Below are 17,453 nucleotides of genomic sequence, written 5' to 3'. Positions count from 1 at the left end.
CTTTACTCTGCCGGCAGCACGCTGCGCTTCAGGCTGGTATATGCCATGAGAATATAGATGAGGTAGATGAAGAAAAACACCCCCAGCGTGGCGCCGACAATGGCCCAGCGCTGTCCGGGGCCGGACAGGGAGCCGGGGTCGAAAGCGCCGCCCAGCGCCGCGAGGAAGGGCACGCTGATGAGCAGGGGCGGCACGGCGGGCATGGTATAGTAGATGGCAAACTGCCGGCGCAGGACCCGCTTCATCTCCCGCGCCTCCATACCCAGCTTGCCCAGCAGTCCGAACTGCCTGCGGAAGCGGCCGGCCTCGCTGAGCTGGTGGATGGTCAGGATGGTGGCGGAGACCATGGTGAGCACCAGGGCCAGGTAGTAGAGCGGGAAGACGATCATCGCATAGCTGGAGGCCTGCTCGGCCTGGACGGCCGCCTTGGAAAAAATGGTATCGTACCACCCGCCGCGGGTATCCTGCTCATCCCGGATGGCGCGCAGAGCGTGATAGTCGGCCTCGGGCACGGGGGCCTGCGTCATGGCGGCGTAGATGCTGTGGCTGACGGGGCGGGCCTCGGCCAGCTCGTCGGGCACCACCAGGATGAAGCCCCGGCCGTTGCCGTCCCAGAGGTACTGGGTGAAGCTCTCGGAGCGGACGCCGCCGGGCTTCAGCGTTTGTCCCGCCACGGTAATCGGCCGGTCGTAGCCGGTCAGCAGGCCGTCCAGATAGCTCATACAGTGGATGAGATACTGCCCCGGCTCCAGGGTCACCGCCGGGTAGCCCAGCATGGCGCGCAGGGCGGCGTAGTCGCCGGCCCTCATCAGGGTATCGTAGTCGTAGTCGGTGTAGACGTTGGCGTTCGCCTTGACATACTCGGTCAGCTGCAGGTTCTCGCCCTGATAAATCCGGTACTGCCGGGCCTCGCGGACGGGGATATGGGCGTCGATATACTCCAGGTAGCCGTCAAAGCGTCCCTCGTCCTGACTGCCGGAGCCGATGAAGAGGTCATAGCAGGTGGTCTGCCCGGAGCGGCTTTCAAACATGGCGTTGAAGAGCATGCCGGAGCCCTCGGAGATCAGCGTGGCGGTAAAGAGCAGGGCGATGGTGGCCATCACTACGCCCATGGTGCCCAGCTTGGCCGAGAGGGAGCGGAAAATCAGCAGCTGACAGCCGCTGTACTTTTTCCCGGGCCGCTTTTCGTAGTAGGCGGGCACGCCGGAGGAAAAGCTTAGGAAGAAACCATATAGGAAAACAATGATGAAGGCCGCGCCGACAAGGCCTGTGAGGAGATTGCCCATAAGCAGCAGGGTGGTGCCCAGCACGCCGAAGACGATGGAGACCACAAAGGTCCGCTTGCGGCTTCTGCCTTTTTTGATGACCTCGTCCTCGTTCTGCCGGTCGAAATTGATGAGGTCGCAGATTTTCATGGTGTGAATCCGTCTGCGGCACCTGAAGAGGGCGAAGAGGTAGATGAGCGCGAAATAGAGCAGGGTCAGCCCCAAGGCCCCCAAGGAAAAGGAGAAGCTGAAGGTATAGGGGACATGGAAGAGCGAGAGGGTGACGGCGCGCAGGGCCTGAAAGAGCAGATTGCCCGCCAGGGTCCCCAGCACCAGGGCGACGCCGCCCACGGCCAGATTCTCCAGGAAGAAGAGCCGGGCGACCTGCCTGTTCTCCAGGCCGATCAGGATATAGGTGCCCAGCTCCCGGCTGCGCCGGGAGAGCATGAAGCCGGTGGTGTACTGGACCAGCCAGCCGATGATGCACACCACCAGGATGCTGGCCAGGACGATAACGACAGGCATGGCCTCCATCATGCTGGACAGGGCGAGCAGCTCCTGGGAGAACACAAGGCCGTTGAACGCATAGACCAGGGCGGCGGCCATGACGATGGTGACGAAGTAGACCAGATAATCCTGGGCCTGCCGCCGGGCGTTGCGCATGGAGAGCTTAGATAACGTCACTCACATCACCCCCCAGCAGGGCCAGTACATCCAAAATCTCGTGGTAGAAGACCGGCCGGGTGCGCCCGCCCCGGATAAGCTCATTAAAGAGCCGTCCGTCCTTCAGAAAGAGGACCCGTGAGGCGTAGCTGGCGCTGTAGGCGTCGTGGGTGACCATGAGGATGGTGGCGGCCATGTCCCGGTTCATCCGGGTCATGATCTCCAGCAGATTCTTGGAGGCCTTGGAGTCCAGGGCTCCGGTGGGCTCGTCGGCCAGGATCAGGGACTGCCCGGCCACCATCGCCCGGGCGCAGGCCGCCCGCTGCTTCTGGCCGCCCGAGACCTGATAGGGAAACTTTGCAAGCTCCCCCTCGATGCCCAGCTGCCGCGCCACGTCCCGCACTTTTTCCTGCACGGTGTGGGAATCCGCGTGGTTGATGGTGAGGGCCAGGCCGATATTCTCCTCCAGGGTCAGGGTGTCCAGCAGATTGAAGTCCTGAAAGACGAAGCCGAGCCGCTCCCGGCGGAAGCGGGCCAGCTCGCTCTGGGGGAGCTCGGCGATGCTCTCGCCGTCCAGCAGGATACTGCCCGCGCTGACGGCGTCGATGGTGGAGATGCAGTTGAGAAGCGTGGTCTTGCCGCTGCCCGACGCGCCCATAATGGCGATGAACTCGCCGTCCTCCACGGTGAAGCTGATGCGGTCCAGGGCCTTGGTGACGTTGTTCCTGCTCCCGTAGTACTTCTCAATGTTTTGTACATGCAGCATACTGATGCCTCCTTGCTTGTGGTACGAGTGTACATCAAAAGCGGAGGCGTTTGTATCGAATTCATATCGCCTTATCTTACACTTTTGAAAGAGTTTCCCCCGCGGGGAAGGTGAGAAGCACGGCGGTCCCCCGGCCCTCCTCTGATTTAATGCGCAGATCGATCTCCAGAAAGCCGGCCAGCCTCCGGCAGAGGTACAGGCCGATGCCGGTGGAGCCGCCCCGGGCGCGGCCGTTGCTGCCCGTGAAGCCCCGGTCAAAGACCCTGGGCAGCTCGTGGGCGGGGATGCCGATGCCGTTGTCGCTGACCGTGAGCTGCACCTGGCGGCCCAGGAGCCGGGCGGACAGGGAGAGGACCGGGGACGCGCCCCGGTAGCGCACCGCGTTCTGCAGGAGCTGGCCCAGCAGGAAGGCGGCCCACTTTTCGTCCGTATAGACGGCGCAGTCCAGCCCCTCGGTCTCAATGCGCACGCCGCTCTGAATCAGGAGGGTCCGGTGGTGACCGATGGCCTGGGCGGCAATGTCCGCCAGGGTGGTCCGGCGGATGACGAAGTCCTTTTCCGGGCTCTCCGTCCGGGCGTAGAAGAGGGCCCGCTCCACGTGGTTTCCAATCTGCGCAAGCTCCCGGGAGAGCTTGCGCCGGGTTTCGGCCTCGGTCCCGCGGCAGAGAAGCTGCGCCGCTGTCATAGGCGTCTTGATCTCATGGACCCAGCTCTCGATGTACTCCCGGTATTCCCGCTGGGAGGCCTGGGCGTCGGACACCGCGCCGATCATCGCCCTGCCGGAGCGGCGCATCAGGGCGAGGAGCCTGCGCTCGTAGGCGGTGCGGGGCTTGGGCGCACACTCGGCGAACAGGTGCTTCTGGTCGAGGCCGTCCATGATGGCCTCCAGCTCCTCCAGGTGGGCGCGGCATCTGAAATAGTCCGCGGCCAGCGCTCCGGCAGCGACGAAAAGCCAGGCGATGAGGACGATGGTCAGCACGCCGGGGGACGTGCCCGTGGCCAGCAGAAAGGCGGCGGCGGCCGCCGCGCAGGCCGTCCGGAGGACCAGAGCGCCCAGGCGGTCGGAAAGGAACGCGCCGAAAGTCATAGCTGATACCCCATTCCCCGGCGGGTCTTGATATAGCCCGGCAGGCCCAGCGACTCCAGCTTTCCCCGCAGCCGGGTCATGTTGACGCTGAGGGTGTTGTCGTCGATGTAAATCCGGCTGTCCCAGAGGGCATCGATCAGATCCTCCCTGGAGACGATCTCGCCGGGCCGGCCCATCAGATAGGCCAGGATTTTAAGCTCGTTGCGGGTCAGCTCCGCCGTCCGGCCCCCTGCGGACGCGGCGCCCTTCGTCAGATTGAGGCGCAGGCCGCCCCACTCCAGCGTGTCCGGATCGGCCGCGCCGCCGCTGCGCCGGAGCACGGCCCTGATCCGGGCCAGCAGCACGGGGATATTGTAGGGCTTGGTGATATAGTCGTCCCCGCCCAGGCTCAGGGCCCGCAGCTCATCCAGCGCGGAATCCCGGCTGGTGACGAAGATGACGGGCGCGGCGGAGAGCTTGTGGATGTCCGCGCACAGGGAGAAGCCGTCCCGGCCGGGCAGACCCAGATCGAGGAGGATCAGGTCCGGCCCGGCCCGCCCGACCTGCTCGGGCACGGCGGTGAAGACGTCCACCGGCAGGGACTGGTAGCCCTCGTTGCCCAGAAGGAGGGAGAGCTCGTCCCGGATGACCGGGTCGTCCTCGATAATCATAATTTTCTGCATATGGCGCACCCCTTTTTGCTCGTTGCCCGCTGAGGGTATCTTAACATAGACGGGGGAGCCTGTCCATGATTGGGCGGCCTTATTATTGCGGCAAGCCGGGGAGGCGCGGCGGCGTCCGCCGCGCCTGAAAGGGTTCGGCCCGCGCCGGCGGCGCGGTAAACGGCGCACAGCAAAGTTTCCGATTTGTTCACAACTATTTCAGCCTGATTTCAGGTTCCCCTGCTATTCTCTATTGCGTACTATTAAGGCAAGGAGGCTGCGGCATTGATTGAAGTACGCGAGCTGGTGAAGCGGTACGGGGGACGCCTTGCGGTGGACGGCCTGAGCTTTACCGTGGAGAGCGGTCAGGTGTACGGGTTCCTGGGCCCCAACGGCGCGGGCAAGTCCACTACCATGAACATGATGACCGGGTATCTGGGACCTACGGCGGGAGAGGTGCTGGTGGACGGCCACAGCGTGGCGGACGAGCCGGAGGAGGCCAAGCGCCGCATCGGCTATCTGCCCGAGCAGCCGCCCCTCTACACGGAGATGACGGTGGACGAGTACCTGGAGTTCGCCGCCGCGCTGAAAAAGGTGCCCCGGGCCGACCGGGCCCGGCAGGTGGACCGGGCGGTGGAGCGCACCCGTCTTGGAGAGGTGCGCAGACGGCTCATCCGCAACCTCTCCAAGGGCTACCGCCAGCGGGTGGGGATTGCCCAGGCCCTGCTGGGAGACCCGGAGATTATCATTCTGGACGAGCCCACCGTGGGGCTGGACCCCAAGCAGATTATTGAAATTCGCGCTCTCATCCGGGCGCTTGCCGCGGAGCACACCGTCATTCTCAGCTCCCACATTCTGGCGGAGGTCCAGGCCGTGTGCGGCCAGATTCTGATCATCCACCGGGGGCGGATGGTGGCCTCCGGCGCGCCCGCCGAGCTGGAGCGCAGGCTGGCGGGGTCCCAGGCGCTGGACGTGGTGGTAAAGGGGGAGGAGGCCGCCGGCCGCGCCCTCCTGTCGGCGCTCCCCGGCGTGCGGAGCGTGGAGAGTGTGCCCGGCGCGGAGCCGGGCACAGCCGGGTTCCGGGTGGAGCCCCGGGCGGGGGAGGATTTGCGGGAGGCGGTCTTCCGCGCCTGCGCGGCGGCGGAGCGGCCTCTGCTGGGCCTGCGCTCCGGCGGCCTGACGCTGGAGGAGATCTTCCTCAAGCTCACCGACGACGAGGAGGCCGTGACTGAGAACGGCACGTCCGGCGGCGGCCCCGGCGGGGACGGGGAAATTCCGGCGGCGGAGGATGCCGCGGACGGAGAGGAGGAAGAGGCATGACGGCAGTCTACAGGCGGGAGCTGCGCTCCTATTTCAGCAGCATGATCGGCTATGTGTTCATCGCCGTGGTGGTGTTTTTCATCGGCATCTACTTCATGGCCAACAACCTCTTCTACGGCGATCCCCGCTTCTCCCTCACCCTGACCAACGTGATGGTGGTCTTTCTGGTGGCGATCCCGGTGCTCACCATGAAATCCATGGCGGAGGAGCGGCGCAGCCGCACCGACCAGCTCCTGCTCACCGCGCCGGTGTCCCTTACGGCGGTGGTGCTGGGCAAGTATCTGGCGATGGTGACGGTGCTGGCCGTCCCCCTGGCGCTCTCCTGCCTCTGCCCCCTGATTATCGCCGCCAACGGCGAGGCCTGCCTGGCCTCGGACTACGCCACCATCCTGGCCTTCTTCCTCATGGGGTGCGTCTTCGTGGCGGTGGGGCTCTTCATCTCGGCCCTTACGGAGAGCCAGATCATCGCCGCCGTGGGTACGTTCGCGGCGCTGCTGGTGCTCTACCTGTGGGACGCGCTCATGTCCTTCCTGCCCGACGCCCTGGCGAATGTCCTGGGTCAATTCTCCTTCGGCTCCGTGCTGAACAATTTTGCCGGCTACAATGTCTTCGACCTGGGCGGCTTGGTGCTCTACGTCTCCCTGGCGGGACTGTTCGTATTCCTGACCGTACAGGCGCTGCACAAGCGCCGCTGGGCGTGAAGGGGGTGGCGGAGATGAAGCGGCATCCCAGGCTCAGACAGGGCGGCTGGCTGGCCGCCACCACCGCCGTGGTCATCGCCATCGTGGTGATGGTGAACCTCATTGTGGGGGAGCTGCCCACCCATATGAAGGAGTTCGACCTGTCCGGCAATCAGCTCTATACCGTCTCGGACGCCTCAAAGGAGTTCCTGGCGGGGCTGGATGAGGACGTGGAGATCGTCGTGCTGGCGGAGCCTTCCGCCGTGGACCGGCGGGTCTCCAAATTTCTGGACAACTACGCGGCCCTCTCTGACCGCGTGACCCTCACGCAGGTGGACCCGGTGGCCCACCCCTCCGCCGCGGAGGAGTACGGCGCCAGCGCGGGGAGCATCATCGTCCGCTGCGGCGGCACCGGCAAGAGCCGGACCATCACCCTGGACAGCGTCATTTCCTACGATCAGATGTACTACTACATGTACGGCCAGAAGTACGAGACCGAGTTCGACGCGGAGGGCCAGCTCACCTCCGCCCTGGACTATGTCACCGGGGATACCGGCAAGGTCATCTACACTCTGGAGAGCCACGGCGAGACCGAGCTGGGCGATACGGTGAAGAGCGCCATTGAGAAGGCCAATCTCACCCTCGGCTCCGTGAGCCTCCCCCTGGCGGGGGCGGTCCCCGAGGACTGCGCGCTCCTCATCAGCTGCGGGGCGGAAAAGGACCTGACCGACGCGGAACTGGAGATGGTCCGCGCCTATCTGGACGGCGGCGGACAGGTATTCTTCCTCCTGGCCCAGACCGAGGAGAAGCTGCCCAACTGGGAGCGCCTGCTGGCCGAGTACGGCCTGGAGCTGGAGGACGGCTACGTGGCAGACACCCAGCGGTTCTATCAGCAGCTGGGGAGCTACTATGACATCGCCCCCGTTCTCTCCGGCTCCAGCCCCATCACCTCCGGGTTCGCCAGCGGGGACCTGTCCCTGCTGGTCAATGTACGGGGCATGAATACGCTGGAGGAGCTCCCCGAGAATGTGAGCGTGACCGGCTTCCTCACCACGTCTGAGGGCGGCGTGGCGGTCACCGCCGACGGCACCCAGACCCAGGGGACCTACGTCCTGGGCGCGGTGAGCGAGAAGACCGACGACGGGGGGAACGGCGCCGGGCGGCTCACGGTGGTCTCCTCCGCGTCCCTCGTCGACGAGAGCGTCCTGGCCGTCATGTCCAACGGGGTGAACCTGGACATCTTCATGAACGCCCTGACGGCGGGCTTTGACGATATCTCCGCCGTCTCCATTCCGGCCAAGAGTCTGGAGACCAGCTATAACACCATCGCCAACGTGGGGCTGTGGAGCCTGCCCTTCGTGGCCGTCATTCCCATTCTCACTCTGGCTGTCGGGCTGGTGTACTGGCTGAGAAGGAGGCGGCTTTAATGAAGCGTGCGAACAGACAGCTCTGCGTCCTGGCCGTGGTGCTGGCAATCTGCGGCGCGGCCTACCTGGGCGTCCGGTGGTGGAACGAAACCCGGGCGGAGACTGACGACGCCGTCTGCGTCCTTGAGTGGACGGACCTATCGGGGCTGGCCTTCGAGCGGGAGGGGACGGCCCTCTCCTTCGCCAAGGGCGGCGACGGCCTCTGGTACAGCGCGGACGAGCCGGATTTCCCCCTGGAGCAGAGCTGTCTCACCGATTTGGAGGAGACGCTCTCCGCACTCAAGGCCGTCAAGGTCATCCGGGACCCGGAGGAGGACGCCTCCTACGGGCTGGACGCGCCCGTGCTGCGCGTCGCCTCGGAGCTGTCCGACGGGACTACGGGGGTTCTGCTGGTGGGGAGCGCCGTCAACGACGGCTACTACGCCAAGCTGGAGGACGGCGATACGGTCTACACCATCTCCTCCGCCCTGATGGACGGGACGGACATGGGGCTGATGGAGATGATTGCGCTGGAGGAGTTCCCCGTGGTCACCGAGGCCAATGCCGTGTCGATTACCCTCAGTCTGGACGGCGAGACCCGCACCTTTACCAAGGAGACCGTCGCCGGGGACGATGCCGCGGCGGACGCCTGCGCCTGGAGCCTGGACGGGGAGGCCCTGCCGGAGGACGACGAGGCGCTTGCCGCCGCGCTGAGCGCCCTGCCCGGCCTCTCGTTCACATCCTGCCATGCGTGGAGACCGGACTTAGCGCTGCGGACCGACTGCGGACTGGAACGCCCTGCCCGGGTGACGGTGACCTACCTCCAGGGCGGGAGCGAGGAGCAGTATACGCTGCTTCTGGGCGGCACGGACGGGGCGGGGAACTACTACGCCCAGATAAAGGGCTCAGAGCAGCTCAATATCCTGCGGGCCTCGGCGGCCCAGGCCCTGCTGGGACTGGCGGAGGCCGGGGCAGCGCAGGAGACGGCGCAGCCGTGACACGGGGCCCGCTGTGACGAAAACCCACGGGCCCGCCGGAAGATAATTCGTTTGCAGGCGGGCGCAGAAAGCGCTGCCGGAACGTTGAGGAGATCCGGTACGCGGAGCGGAGGACCTCGCTCACCACGCAGACAAAACCGCCGCCCGGACATGTCCGGGCGGCGGTTTTGTCTCAGCTTGTGAAAAAAGCCCCTTGGGACTTCTTTCACAGCAGGCTGCGTGGCGGTTTTGTCTGAATTACTGCAATGTGAATCAGGCTTTGCTGCGGGTCCGCGCCCCCGAAAACTTCAGAATATTGGCGCTGAGCGCGGCCACCAGGGGCACGGTGAGGATGATGCCGATGGAGCCGGCCACGCCCTGGAGAATTTCAATCGCCATCAGATCGCTGTTGAGGACCTGGAGGAGGGGGTAGTCGTAGGCGCGGAAGAGTATCAGCATATTCAGCGCCGAACCTGCGAACGCCAGAATCAGAGTATTGGCCATGGTGCCCATCGCGTCCCGGCCGATGTTCATGCCGGAGCGGAAGAGCTGCCCGGCGGTAAGCTTGGGGTTGAGCTCATAGAGCTCATTACAGGAGGAGGCGATGGACATGGCCACGTCCATCACCGCGCCGAGGGAGGAGATGAGGATACCGGCCACCAGCAGGCCGCTGATGGTCATGCCGTGGTCGGCGGCGCGGATGACAAGCTCCTCCGCCTCGGACATATTGAAGCCGCCCAGCGGGGTGAGCGTCCCGGTGACCGCCGCAAAGAGTCCCGCCGCGGCCACGCCGCCCACACAGCCCAGGGCCGCGCAGAGGGTCTTGCGGGTAAAGCCGGTGAGGAGCAGTAGGGAGACCGTGGCGGTAAGGGCCGCGATGGCGATGGCCGCCGGTATGGGCGGCACGCCCCGCATGATGAGGGGAATGAGCAGGAACCACAGGCATACCAGCGTGAAAATCAGGCCCAGCAGCGCCATCAGGCCCTTTTTGCCGCCGATGATGATAAGCAGCGCCGCAAATATCAGCACCAGGCCGCCCAGCACCAGGCCCCGGTCATAATTGACGAAGGAGACGATATAGGGCGTGCCGTCCTCCTCGTAGTCCAGCCGGAGAATGACGCGGGTCCCCTCCCTGGCGTCGATATTGATGTAGGCGCTCATGTAGTTGGTCCCGGTGAGGCGTGTGCCTGTGTGTTCTCCGCCCAGCAGCTCCACCTCCAGAACCTGGCTGCCCATCCTGCGCCCCTCGGACCAGTCGTCGGCCCCGGCGTTGTCGCTGAGGACGGCCGTGACCCTGGCCGGGACGAAGACCCGTCTGCTGGCGGCGGTGGGAACGTCTCCGGGCATGGGCCGGGCGAGCAGCACGGCTGCGGCGGCCAGGGCCGCCAGCAGCGCCAGGGTGACGCCCAGGCGCAGGATGCGTCCCGGCGCGGCCCCGGCCCGAATCGCGCCCAACAGGGAGGCGGGGCTGGAGGTCTTATTTTCTGCGGCTGGCTTTTTTTTGCGGTTTGCTTTCCGGCTCATGTTCTATGCCACCTTTAGACAGATTGGGGCCGCCCGTCCCAGGAAGACGGACGGCCCCGGAGGAAGAAGGAAGAACGCTTATTTGAGGACGCTCTCGACAAAGCGCTGGAGGATGACGGCAATCTCCGCGCGGCTGGCCTGACCCTGGGGGTCGATGCTCTGGCCGGGCTTGCCGGTGAGAAGGCCGGTCTCCAATGCGGTCCTGACCGCGTCCGCAGCCCAGGGGCTGACGCCCGCCATGTCGGCAAAACCGTCGGAGGAGGCCGTCTTGGACAGCGTGAACCCGGCGTAATCCATATACCGCGCCAGGATGGTGCAAAGCTGCTCGCGGGTGACGGGAGCGTCGGGGTTGAAGCTGCGGCCGTCGCCCTCCACAATCCGGCTGGCCGCGGCCCAGGACACGGCGTCCGCGTACCAGGCGCCGGCAGGCACGTCCGCGAAGGAGGTCCCGGCGGCGGCGGAGCCGTTGGCCATGCGGTACAGGGCGGTGACGACCATGGAGCGGGTCATGGTCTGGGCGGGGCTGAAGGAGCCGTCGCCCATGCCGTTGAAGATCTCGTGGGAGGCGACGAAGCCGATGGCGTCCGCGGCCCAGTGGCTGCCGTCAACGTCGGGGAAGGATTTGGTATTGTCGACCACGGAGTAGACCCCGGCCCGGTCGGCGATGTAGGCCGCCCTGCCGCCGCCCACCAGGGCGAAGGGCAGGATGGAGGCGGTGCCGTCCGCGTGGGTGACACGGATGGCGTTGCCGCCGTCCTTGGGGTTGACCAGCATGGCGTTCACGTCCGCGCCGCTGGAGAGGGTCCCGGCGGGGATGGTGACGGAAAGGCCGGCGCCCTCCAGCACCACGGGCTTCTCCGCGTTGAGGGAGATGAGCTTATCCTCGGCGGCCTGGCTCAGCACAGCGCCGGCGGAGGGGATGGCGACCGTAACCTTGTCCGCCCCCTCCTTTACGGCGCCGGCGGAGATGGCGCCGCCGCCGGTACTGCCGCCGGTGGAAGGCGTGTAGACGGGCGGAATGGGCACGGTCTCTGTGCCGCAGACGATGCCGCTTCGGTCGGGGACGCGGATGCGGCTGGCGTCGCCGTCGAAGGAGTTGTCGTAGGAGGAGAGGCCCACGACGGCGATCTCATGGCCCTCGGCCAGGTTTTCAATGGCAATATCCTTAGTGATGTAGCCGTCGATGAAGATGCGGCAGTCATACCCGGAGCCGTCGCGGACGATGATGGTCTCCACCAGGTTGTTGACCAGGGTGTAGCTGACCACCACGCCCTCCACCTTCACCAGCGTGCCCAGGTAGGTGCCCAGGGCGGCATTCATGGTGGAGATGCTCTTGGGCGCCACGGGGCGGGCCTCGGCGTCCACCACCTCCAGGGACCGGACCGCCAGCTGGCGCTCGCCCTGGTAGGAGCTGGTATAGCCGGTGACGCGGAGGCGCTGGCCCGCCTGGATGACGTCGGAGACGGGGAAGAGGTTGATGCCGCCGGTCTCGTCCTGGAGGTAGATGCAGTCGAAGAAGGCGGTGTCCTTGTCGAAGCCGGAGGCGTTGGTGGTGGCGACGCCCTCCACGGTGAAGCGGCGGCCCTCAGGGGCCTTGTGCACGTCGGCGATGGAGGTAATCTGCACCTCGCCCTGCACCATGCCCAGGATGTTCTGCATGATCCAGTAGTTGGCGTTCTGCTTGTCCTCGGGCTTGTCGATGTCGGTATACATCTCCTTGGTTGCGAAGAAGGGGGAGCCCGACGTCACCACAAAGCCGCCGCCGGCGAGGGACTCCGCGGCCATCAGAACGGTGGAGCCGGGGGCTGTGACCGCCGGGGTGCCCGGCTTGAGGGCGGTGTCGCCGGCGAGGCCATCCGCCTTTACGGACTTGGTGCTGGGCTTGAAGCCCCGGACCAGAACGGTGGCCGAGCCGGGGAGGACCGGCGCGCCGCTATAGAGGTTGAAGGTGTTGTTTGCCGCGGTGTTGACACCGGAGAGAATGGCGCCCGCCAGGGAGTCCGCGGCGGCAGCGTCATAATTGAAGCAGGAGTTGCCGGTGAGGGGCACCCGGTACAGAAGGCCGGTGTTGCGCACCTCGTCCACCACGGTGGCCTCGCCGATGCGGGCGGTGGCCCCGATGGCCTCCAGCACCCTGTTGGCCTCGGCGGAGGCCGCGCTGCCGGCGGTGCGGTCGGCGGCGGCGGCAACCAGGAAGCTGCCGCCGTCGGCGGCGTACCTGCGCAGGGCGTCCAGCTCGGCGTCGGTATAGGCGGGGGCGGAACCGTCGGCGGGCATGCTCAGCAGCACCAGCGCGTGCTGGGAGAGATTTTCATAGGTCAGCTCGCCCGCGCCCAGGCTGTCCAGGCGGATATTGTTCAGCCCCGCCAGCAGCGGAAGCTCAGTCTCGCTCCCGTCGGTGACGACGGCGTTGCCGTGGCCGGTGTCGATTGCCACAGAGGTCAGCTCCGCTGCGGCGATGACTTCCAGCTCCATGCTGGAGGTGAAGGTGCAGGGGGTGTTCCCGATGGAGCCGTTGACCGTCAGAGTGATGGTCTGCAGGCCGGGCTGGGCGGGCGTATAGGTAAAGGTATCGGTCATGGTGGCCTGGGAGAGAATGCTGCCGGGGTCGGTGTCGACGGAGAGGGAGGTGGTGGAGGCGCCGACCGTGAGAGAGTACTCGATGGAGTCCAGCACCAGCGCCTGGGCGTCGTAGTTGTAGAGCTCGGCCGTAAGGTCGATGGACTCGCCCTCGATGATCAGGGGCGCGTCGGTGGAGAAGGAGGTGATGCCCGCCTTGGTGGACTCGCCCACCCATACCGGGGCGGTTACGGCCACGTCCTTGTCGGGCTGGATGACCTTGAGGAAGTAGTAGTTGTACTGGGGCTCCAGCGTTACGTCCAGCAGGAAGGTGGATTCGTCGCATACGGTCTCGTAGACCACACGGCCGCCGTTGGCGACAATCTGCACGGTGCCCACGGTCTCGCCGGGGTCGGGGTCCTGGACGGCGCCGGTAAAGTGGAGCTCGTCGGGGGTCTCCAGGATGGAGCCCATCATACTCCCGTTGAGGTAATAGGAGATCTCAAGGTTCTTGTCCTCGGTGGCGTACATGCTCATGTCGCGCATACCGTCCAGCAGTCCGTCCACGCTGAAGTTATCGGTGTAGATGACGGTGCGGGCGTCGTTGGCGTTGCCCCAGGCGCCCTTGTGGTTGTCCTGGTTGTTGGTGGGGGCCACGTGCCAGCCCTTGTCCAGGGCCATCACATAGTACTCGTAGGAGGGGTAGTAGCCGCCCTGGTGGATCTGGCCCTCGCCGTTGCCCACTTCGACCATGGTCACCCGGGAGTCGATGGCAGGGTCCCAGTGGGCGAAGTCGGTGAACGCGCCGAACATGATGCCGGGGTGGTTGAACTGGGAGACGGTCTGGGCGTTCTCGGGCTTGGAGAGCTCCGCGTAGTAGAGCTGCATGCCCTCGTCCTTGGTCTTGTTGGCCTTGCTGTTGAGTTCAGGGTTGTTGCGGCTGACGAGACCGTCGGAGTTGAAGGTGTTCATGTGGCCGGGCCCGCCCGCCCAGGTCATCTCGAACCCGGCGATGGCGAGGCGGCCGTTGTCCTTGTTGTTGAAAGTCGTCATGGCCTTGCGGTAGGCGTCCCAGGTCTTTTTGCTCTCGGCGGTCATCTGGGAGGCGTCGCCCAGGGCGGCGGCGGGGTTGTAGGCCTCGGCGTTGTCGAAGTAGTTGGAGTGGTCGGTAAAGGCCACAAACTGCACGTTGTCCGCCTCGGGGATGGCCGCCACATAGTCCAGAGCGTCGGAGAGGAAGCCCGCGCCGTCGGAGTACTCGCCGGTGTGGGAGTGGAGCTGGCCGAAGTAGGGCTGGATGGTGGGCTCGCCCACGCTGAAGGACCAGGTCTTCAGGGCCTGCTTCTTGTCCCCGCGCTCCACAGTGACGGTGGCGTTGTACTTGCCCTCAGCCAGGTTCTCCGCCGGACGGAAGGAGGCGGAGGCTCCGTCTACGGTCATCTCCTGGCCGGTCAGGACGGCGGAGCCGCCCTCGGGCGTCAGGGTGAGCTTGACGGCGGGAGTCTCCCCGGCGTTTTCAAAGGTGACGGAGATGGTGGGGCGAAGCTCGCTCAGGGTGGCCTCGCCGTCCTTGGGGGAGACGGTCAGGATGAGGGGCTCGTCCGCGATGGTGATGACCTTGGATTTATATACGTTTTGATAGCCCGTGGGCTCCTGTGTATCCACAGCGGTAATGGTAAAGAAGAAGGAACCGCCCTCATTCAGGGCCGTGCTGGGAATGGTGTATTGATAGACGGACTTATCCTTCTCGGCGGTCAGGGGGATGGACTCGGAGTCCTTGCCGTTGACGGTATAGACCAGGGAGACCGACTTCACGCCGGTGTAGTCCTCCACCTGGACCGAGATGTCAAAGGACTCGCCCTTCTTGATGCCGTCCAGGCTGCTCAGCAGCGTGATGTTGGGCCCCCGGGTGTCGCCGCCGACCAGCTTGATGGTGGGCGCGGCGTTCTGCTTTTCGCTGCCGAGGCTCAGCTTCGGCGCGCTGTCGTTCACCGAAGAGGGCATGGCGCACACGAGATCCGCCACGTCGCCCTTGCCGATGCCCACGGGGAAGGCGGCGGGCTTGGAGATGGTCAGGGATTTGCCCTGGCTGTCTTTGACGGTGATGCTGCCGCTGTTATAGTCGGGAAGCGTGACGTTTTTAAGGAGCACCACCGCGCCGGGAAGCTCCTCCTTCACCTTAAGGAGATCGGCAAAGGAATCGAATTCCTGCGGCTCAAGCGGCGTGGCATGGGAGACTTTTTCCGTCTTGGACAGGGACATGTTCCAGGTGTTGAGCGTAAAGGTCAGCTTGAGCACGTCGCCGATGCCTGCTTTGGCGATATCGGAGCCGGATGCAATTAAGGAGACGGTCTCCCCGTTGATGACGTCCTGGAACACGCCGGAGTTGGTGCTGTAGCGGTAGGTGAGCTGGCCCAGCACCGTGACGGTCTGTCCCTTGCGCTCCGTCTCCAGAAGCTGCGGGATGGTGAGGATACCGTCGGTAAAGGCGGAATCGGGAATGGGGTCCTGGTCCGCCACGGAGGGCTTGAGCAGGTAGGTCAGGGTGATGGGCTCGCTGGAAGTCATACCCTCCTTGACGGCCCGCACATGGAGGGTGACCGTATCGCCGGGCTCGCCGGGGAAGACCAGACCATCCGCAGGGACCGCCGCCCAGCTGCCTGCGACAAGGTCGGCGGTGGACTCATAGGCAGCGCCGGGGGTGGGACAGGAGAAACGGACCTTCTCGCCCGCGCCCAGGCGGCGGTCCGTGGGACGGTCGGCAATGGGCTTGGCCACCACGGTGGCGTCGGCGGTTTTTGCCAGTCCGGCGGGAGAGAGCAGACGCAGGCACCAGCCGGAGCCGGAGGCGTCCACGATGCCGGTGGCGGTCACGGTGTCGTTGAGAATCACGGAGAAGTCTTCCGCGGCGCCCCGGGAGCCGTCCAGCAGAGCGGTGACCTTCCCGCCGTCCGCGCCGCTGAGCTTTACCGTTACCAGGCCGTCTTCATCGGTGGAGACGGCGTCCACATTCAGGTCCGCGACGGACACCAGGGTGCCGGCGGCGGCGCCGGCTTTCTCGGCGCTGCTGAGGTCCCCGGCGCTCATCGCCGTACCTGCGGGCGCTTCCCCGGCGGCGCCTTTCTCGGCTGTCATCAGGTCGGTGAGAACCAGGCGGCCGCCGGCCTCGGTCAGAATACCGGCGGCGGTGAAGGTATCGCCCGCTGCCAGCACGGGCAGCTCCCCGACGACCAGAATGCCGCCGGTGGCGTCCTGGACATAGCAGCCCAGCGAATCATCGCCCAGGGGGTAGGCGTGGCTGACCGTGCCCTGGAGCATAACCGGCGTGCCGGTTTTGTGGGCGCGGATTGCGGAGATGTCCTCCACCTCAAGAATCTCGTAGGAGAACGTGCGGACCTCGCTGTCGTCCTGCCTGTGGGCGGGGTCGGTGACGTAGGCGTAGAAGGTATGGGTATCGCTGTCAATGGTCAGGGGGCGGGCGGGGTCATATTCCTCCCAGTCCCCGGTCTTTGGGTCGGCGGAGGCGGTGCTGTACCGGATGACCACGTCGTCATTGACGCTGGCCAGGGTCAGCTCAGTCTTGTCCAATACCCGGCCGGGTGCGGGTTCGGCGGTGGGCATGGCCAGCTGGGGCAGCTTCTGGGTGGGAACGCCCATCACGATAATGTTGTTGATATATGCGTTGCCGCCGGAGGCCGTGGGCTTGGTGGGGTTGGATTCCTCACCGCGTACAAAGCGGATCGCCACCGTGTTGTCCGGCAGCGGGCACAGCTCAAGGCCGCTGTCCCAGTCTACCGGGCCGGCGCCGCCGCCGCTCTTGGTGACGGTGAAGCCGCCGTCCTCTATGTCCACAAACTCATCTGAGCCGTAGGTGCGGTACTGCACGTACCAGCGGTTGGTGATGGAGCCGGAGGTGCGGAAGTAGACGTTGACCGTCATATCCTCATAGGACATGCCGATGGGCACATCCACCTGCCAGTACTTCTCGCCCGGCTCGCCGTCAAAGCCGTTGGCGGCCAGGAAGTTGGACGGGCTGGAGCCCCAGCCGTTGGTGGCGTTGGTGGTCAGGGTGGCATAGGAGTCCGCGCCGCCTGTGGCGTACAGCGTGGTCTCCCAGGGCGGGGTGGTGGGGGGGAGCGGGGGCAGGGTCATCGTGGTAAAATTCCACTCGGCCAGAGGCACGGCGCCCTCGGCTGAATAGAGCGCGGCGGTCTCCTGCGCCTGGAGAACAGCGGCCTCGGCCTCGGACTGGGTCACGGCGTCGGGGTCCGCGGCCTCCTCTGCGGCGAAGGATGCGGCGGGGAGCAGGGAGAGGACCATGGCAAAGGTCAGGAGCAGAGACAGTGCTTTGCGTTTGAAGATTGTCTTCATAATTCCACCTCTTCGACAAATTTCCGTCCGGGTACCCGGACGGAAACGGAGGCGCGCCTCCGTTTCCAATAGTCTTTGTGCTCAAAATAGATCCCTCATGTGTTTCGGTGCAAGGGCCTCACTCCTCACATGCATAAATTTTACTTCGCTCCCGTATATTTATATGTTATAGATAAAAAACACCAAAGGCAAGG

10 protein-coding genes are annotated in these 17,453 nt (G+C 65.3%); 4 read left to right on the top strand and 6 right to left on the bottom strand.

Annotated features, from left to right (window positions below; all coding sequences use genetic code 11):
- Positions 1-2 precede the first annotated feature (2 nt).
- The 4 genes from H8S62_RS02655 to H8S62_RS02640 form a co-directional block, all read right to left on the bottom strand.
- Positions 3-1,949 (bottom strand): FtsX-like permease family protein, encoded by a 1,947-nt coding sequence (locus H8S62_RS02655; RefSeq protein ID WP_186918388.1) that lies wholly within the window; start codon positions 1,947-1,949, stop codon positions 3-5.
- Complete coding sequence (locus tag H8S62_RS02650; protein ID WP_155152907.1) at positions 1,936-2,694, bottom strand: ABC transporter ATP-binding protein; 759 nt, start codon at positions 2,692-2,694, stop codon at positions 1,936-1,938. Before H8S62_RS02650 ends, H8S62_RS02655 begins: the two co-directional genes overlap by 14 nt.
- A gap of 76 nt (positions 2,695-2,770) precedes the next feature.
- Positions 2,771-3,781, bottom strand: coding sequence for a sensor histidine kinase (locus tag H8S62_RS02645; RefSeq protein ID WP_186918387.1), 1,011 nt, complete (start codon positions 3,779-3,781; stop codon positions 2,771-2,773).
- A complete protein-coding gene (locus H8S62_RS02640) occupies positions 3,778-4,443 on the bottom strand; it encodes a response regulator transcription factor (protein ID WP_186918386.1) in 666 nt (221 codons plus the stop codon). The genes H8S62_RS02645 and H8S62_RS02640 overlap by 4 nt, the downstream gene beginning before the upstream one ends.
- 264 nt (positions 4,444-4,707) lie before the next feature.
- Here H8S62_RS02640 and H8S62_RS02635 point away from each other — a divergent pair, with 264 nt between their 5' ends.
- From H8S62_RS02635 to H8S62_RS02620, 4 genes are read left to right on the top strand one after another with little or no spacing between them, the layout of a single operon-like run.
- Positions 4,708-5,742, top strand: coding sequence for an ABC transporter ATP-binding protein (locus tag H8S62_RS02635; protein ID WP_186918385.1), 1,035 nt, complete (start codon positions 4,708-4,710; stop codon positions 5,740-5,742).
- A complete protein-coding gene (locus tag H8S62_RS02630; protein ID WP_155146347.1) occupies positions 5,739-6,443 on the top strand; it encodes an ABC transporter permease in 705 nt (234 codons plus the stop codon). Before H8S62_RS02635 ends, H8S62_RS02630 begins: the two co-directional genes overlap by 4 nt.
- Before the next feature lie 14 nt (positions 6,444-6,457).
- Positions 6,458-7,849: a GldG family protein gene (locus tag H8S62_RS02625; protein ID WP_186918384.1), complete on the top strand. Its 1,392-nt coding sequence runs from the start codon at positions 6,458-6,460 to the stop codon at positions 7,847-7,849.
- The gene (locus H8S62_RS02620; RefSeq protein WP_186918383.1) at positions 7,849-8,826 is read left to right on the top strand and encodes a DUF4340 domain-containing protein; all 978 of its coding nucleotides are present in this window, start codon (positions 7,849-7,851) and stop codon (positions 8,824-8,826) included. Before H8S62_RS02625 ends, H8S62_RS02620 begins: the two co-directional genes overlap by 1 nt.
- Positions 8,827-9,078: 252 nt before the next feature.
- Here the strand turns inward: H8S62_RS02620 and H8S62_RS02615 are convergent, their stop codons facing one another.
- Together H8S62_RS02615 and H8S62_RS02610 are read right to left on the bottom strand one after the other, a co-directional pair.
- A complete protein-coding gene (locus tag H8S62_RS02615) occupies positions 9,079-10,329 on the bottom strand; it encodes a YibE/F family protein (protein WP_186918382.1) in 1,251 nt (416 codons plus the stop codon).
- Between the two features lie 78 nt (positions 10,330-10,407).
- Positions 10,408-17,259 (bottom strand): S-layer homology domain-containing protein, encoded by a 6,852-nt coding sequence (locus H8S62_RS02610; protein ID WP_186918381.1) that lies wholly within the window; start codon positions 17,257-17,259, stop codon positions 10,408-10,410.
- Positions 17,260-17,453 lie beyond the last annotated feature (194 nt).

It is taken from the genome of Lawsonibacter faecis, assembly GCF_014287675.1.
Classification (GTDB): Bacteria; Bacillota; Clostridia; order Oscillospirales; family Oscillospiraceae; genus Pseudoflavonifractor; species Pseudoflavonifractor faecis.
The sequence above is the reverse complement of the archived record's forward strand: the minus strand, read 5'-3'. Positions and strand labels throughout refer to the sequence as shown.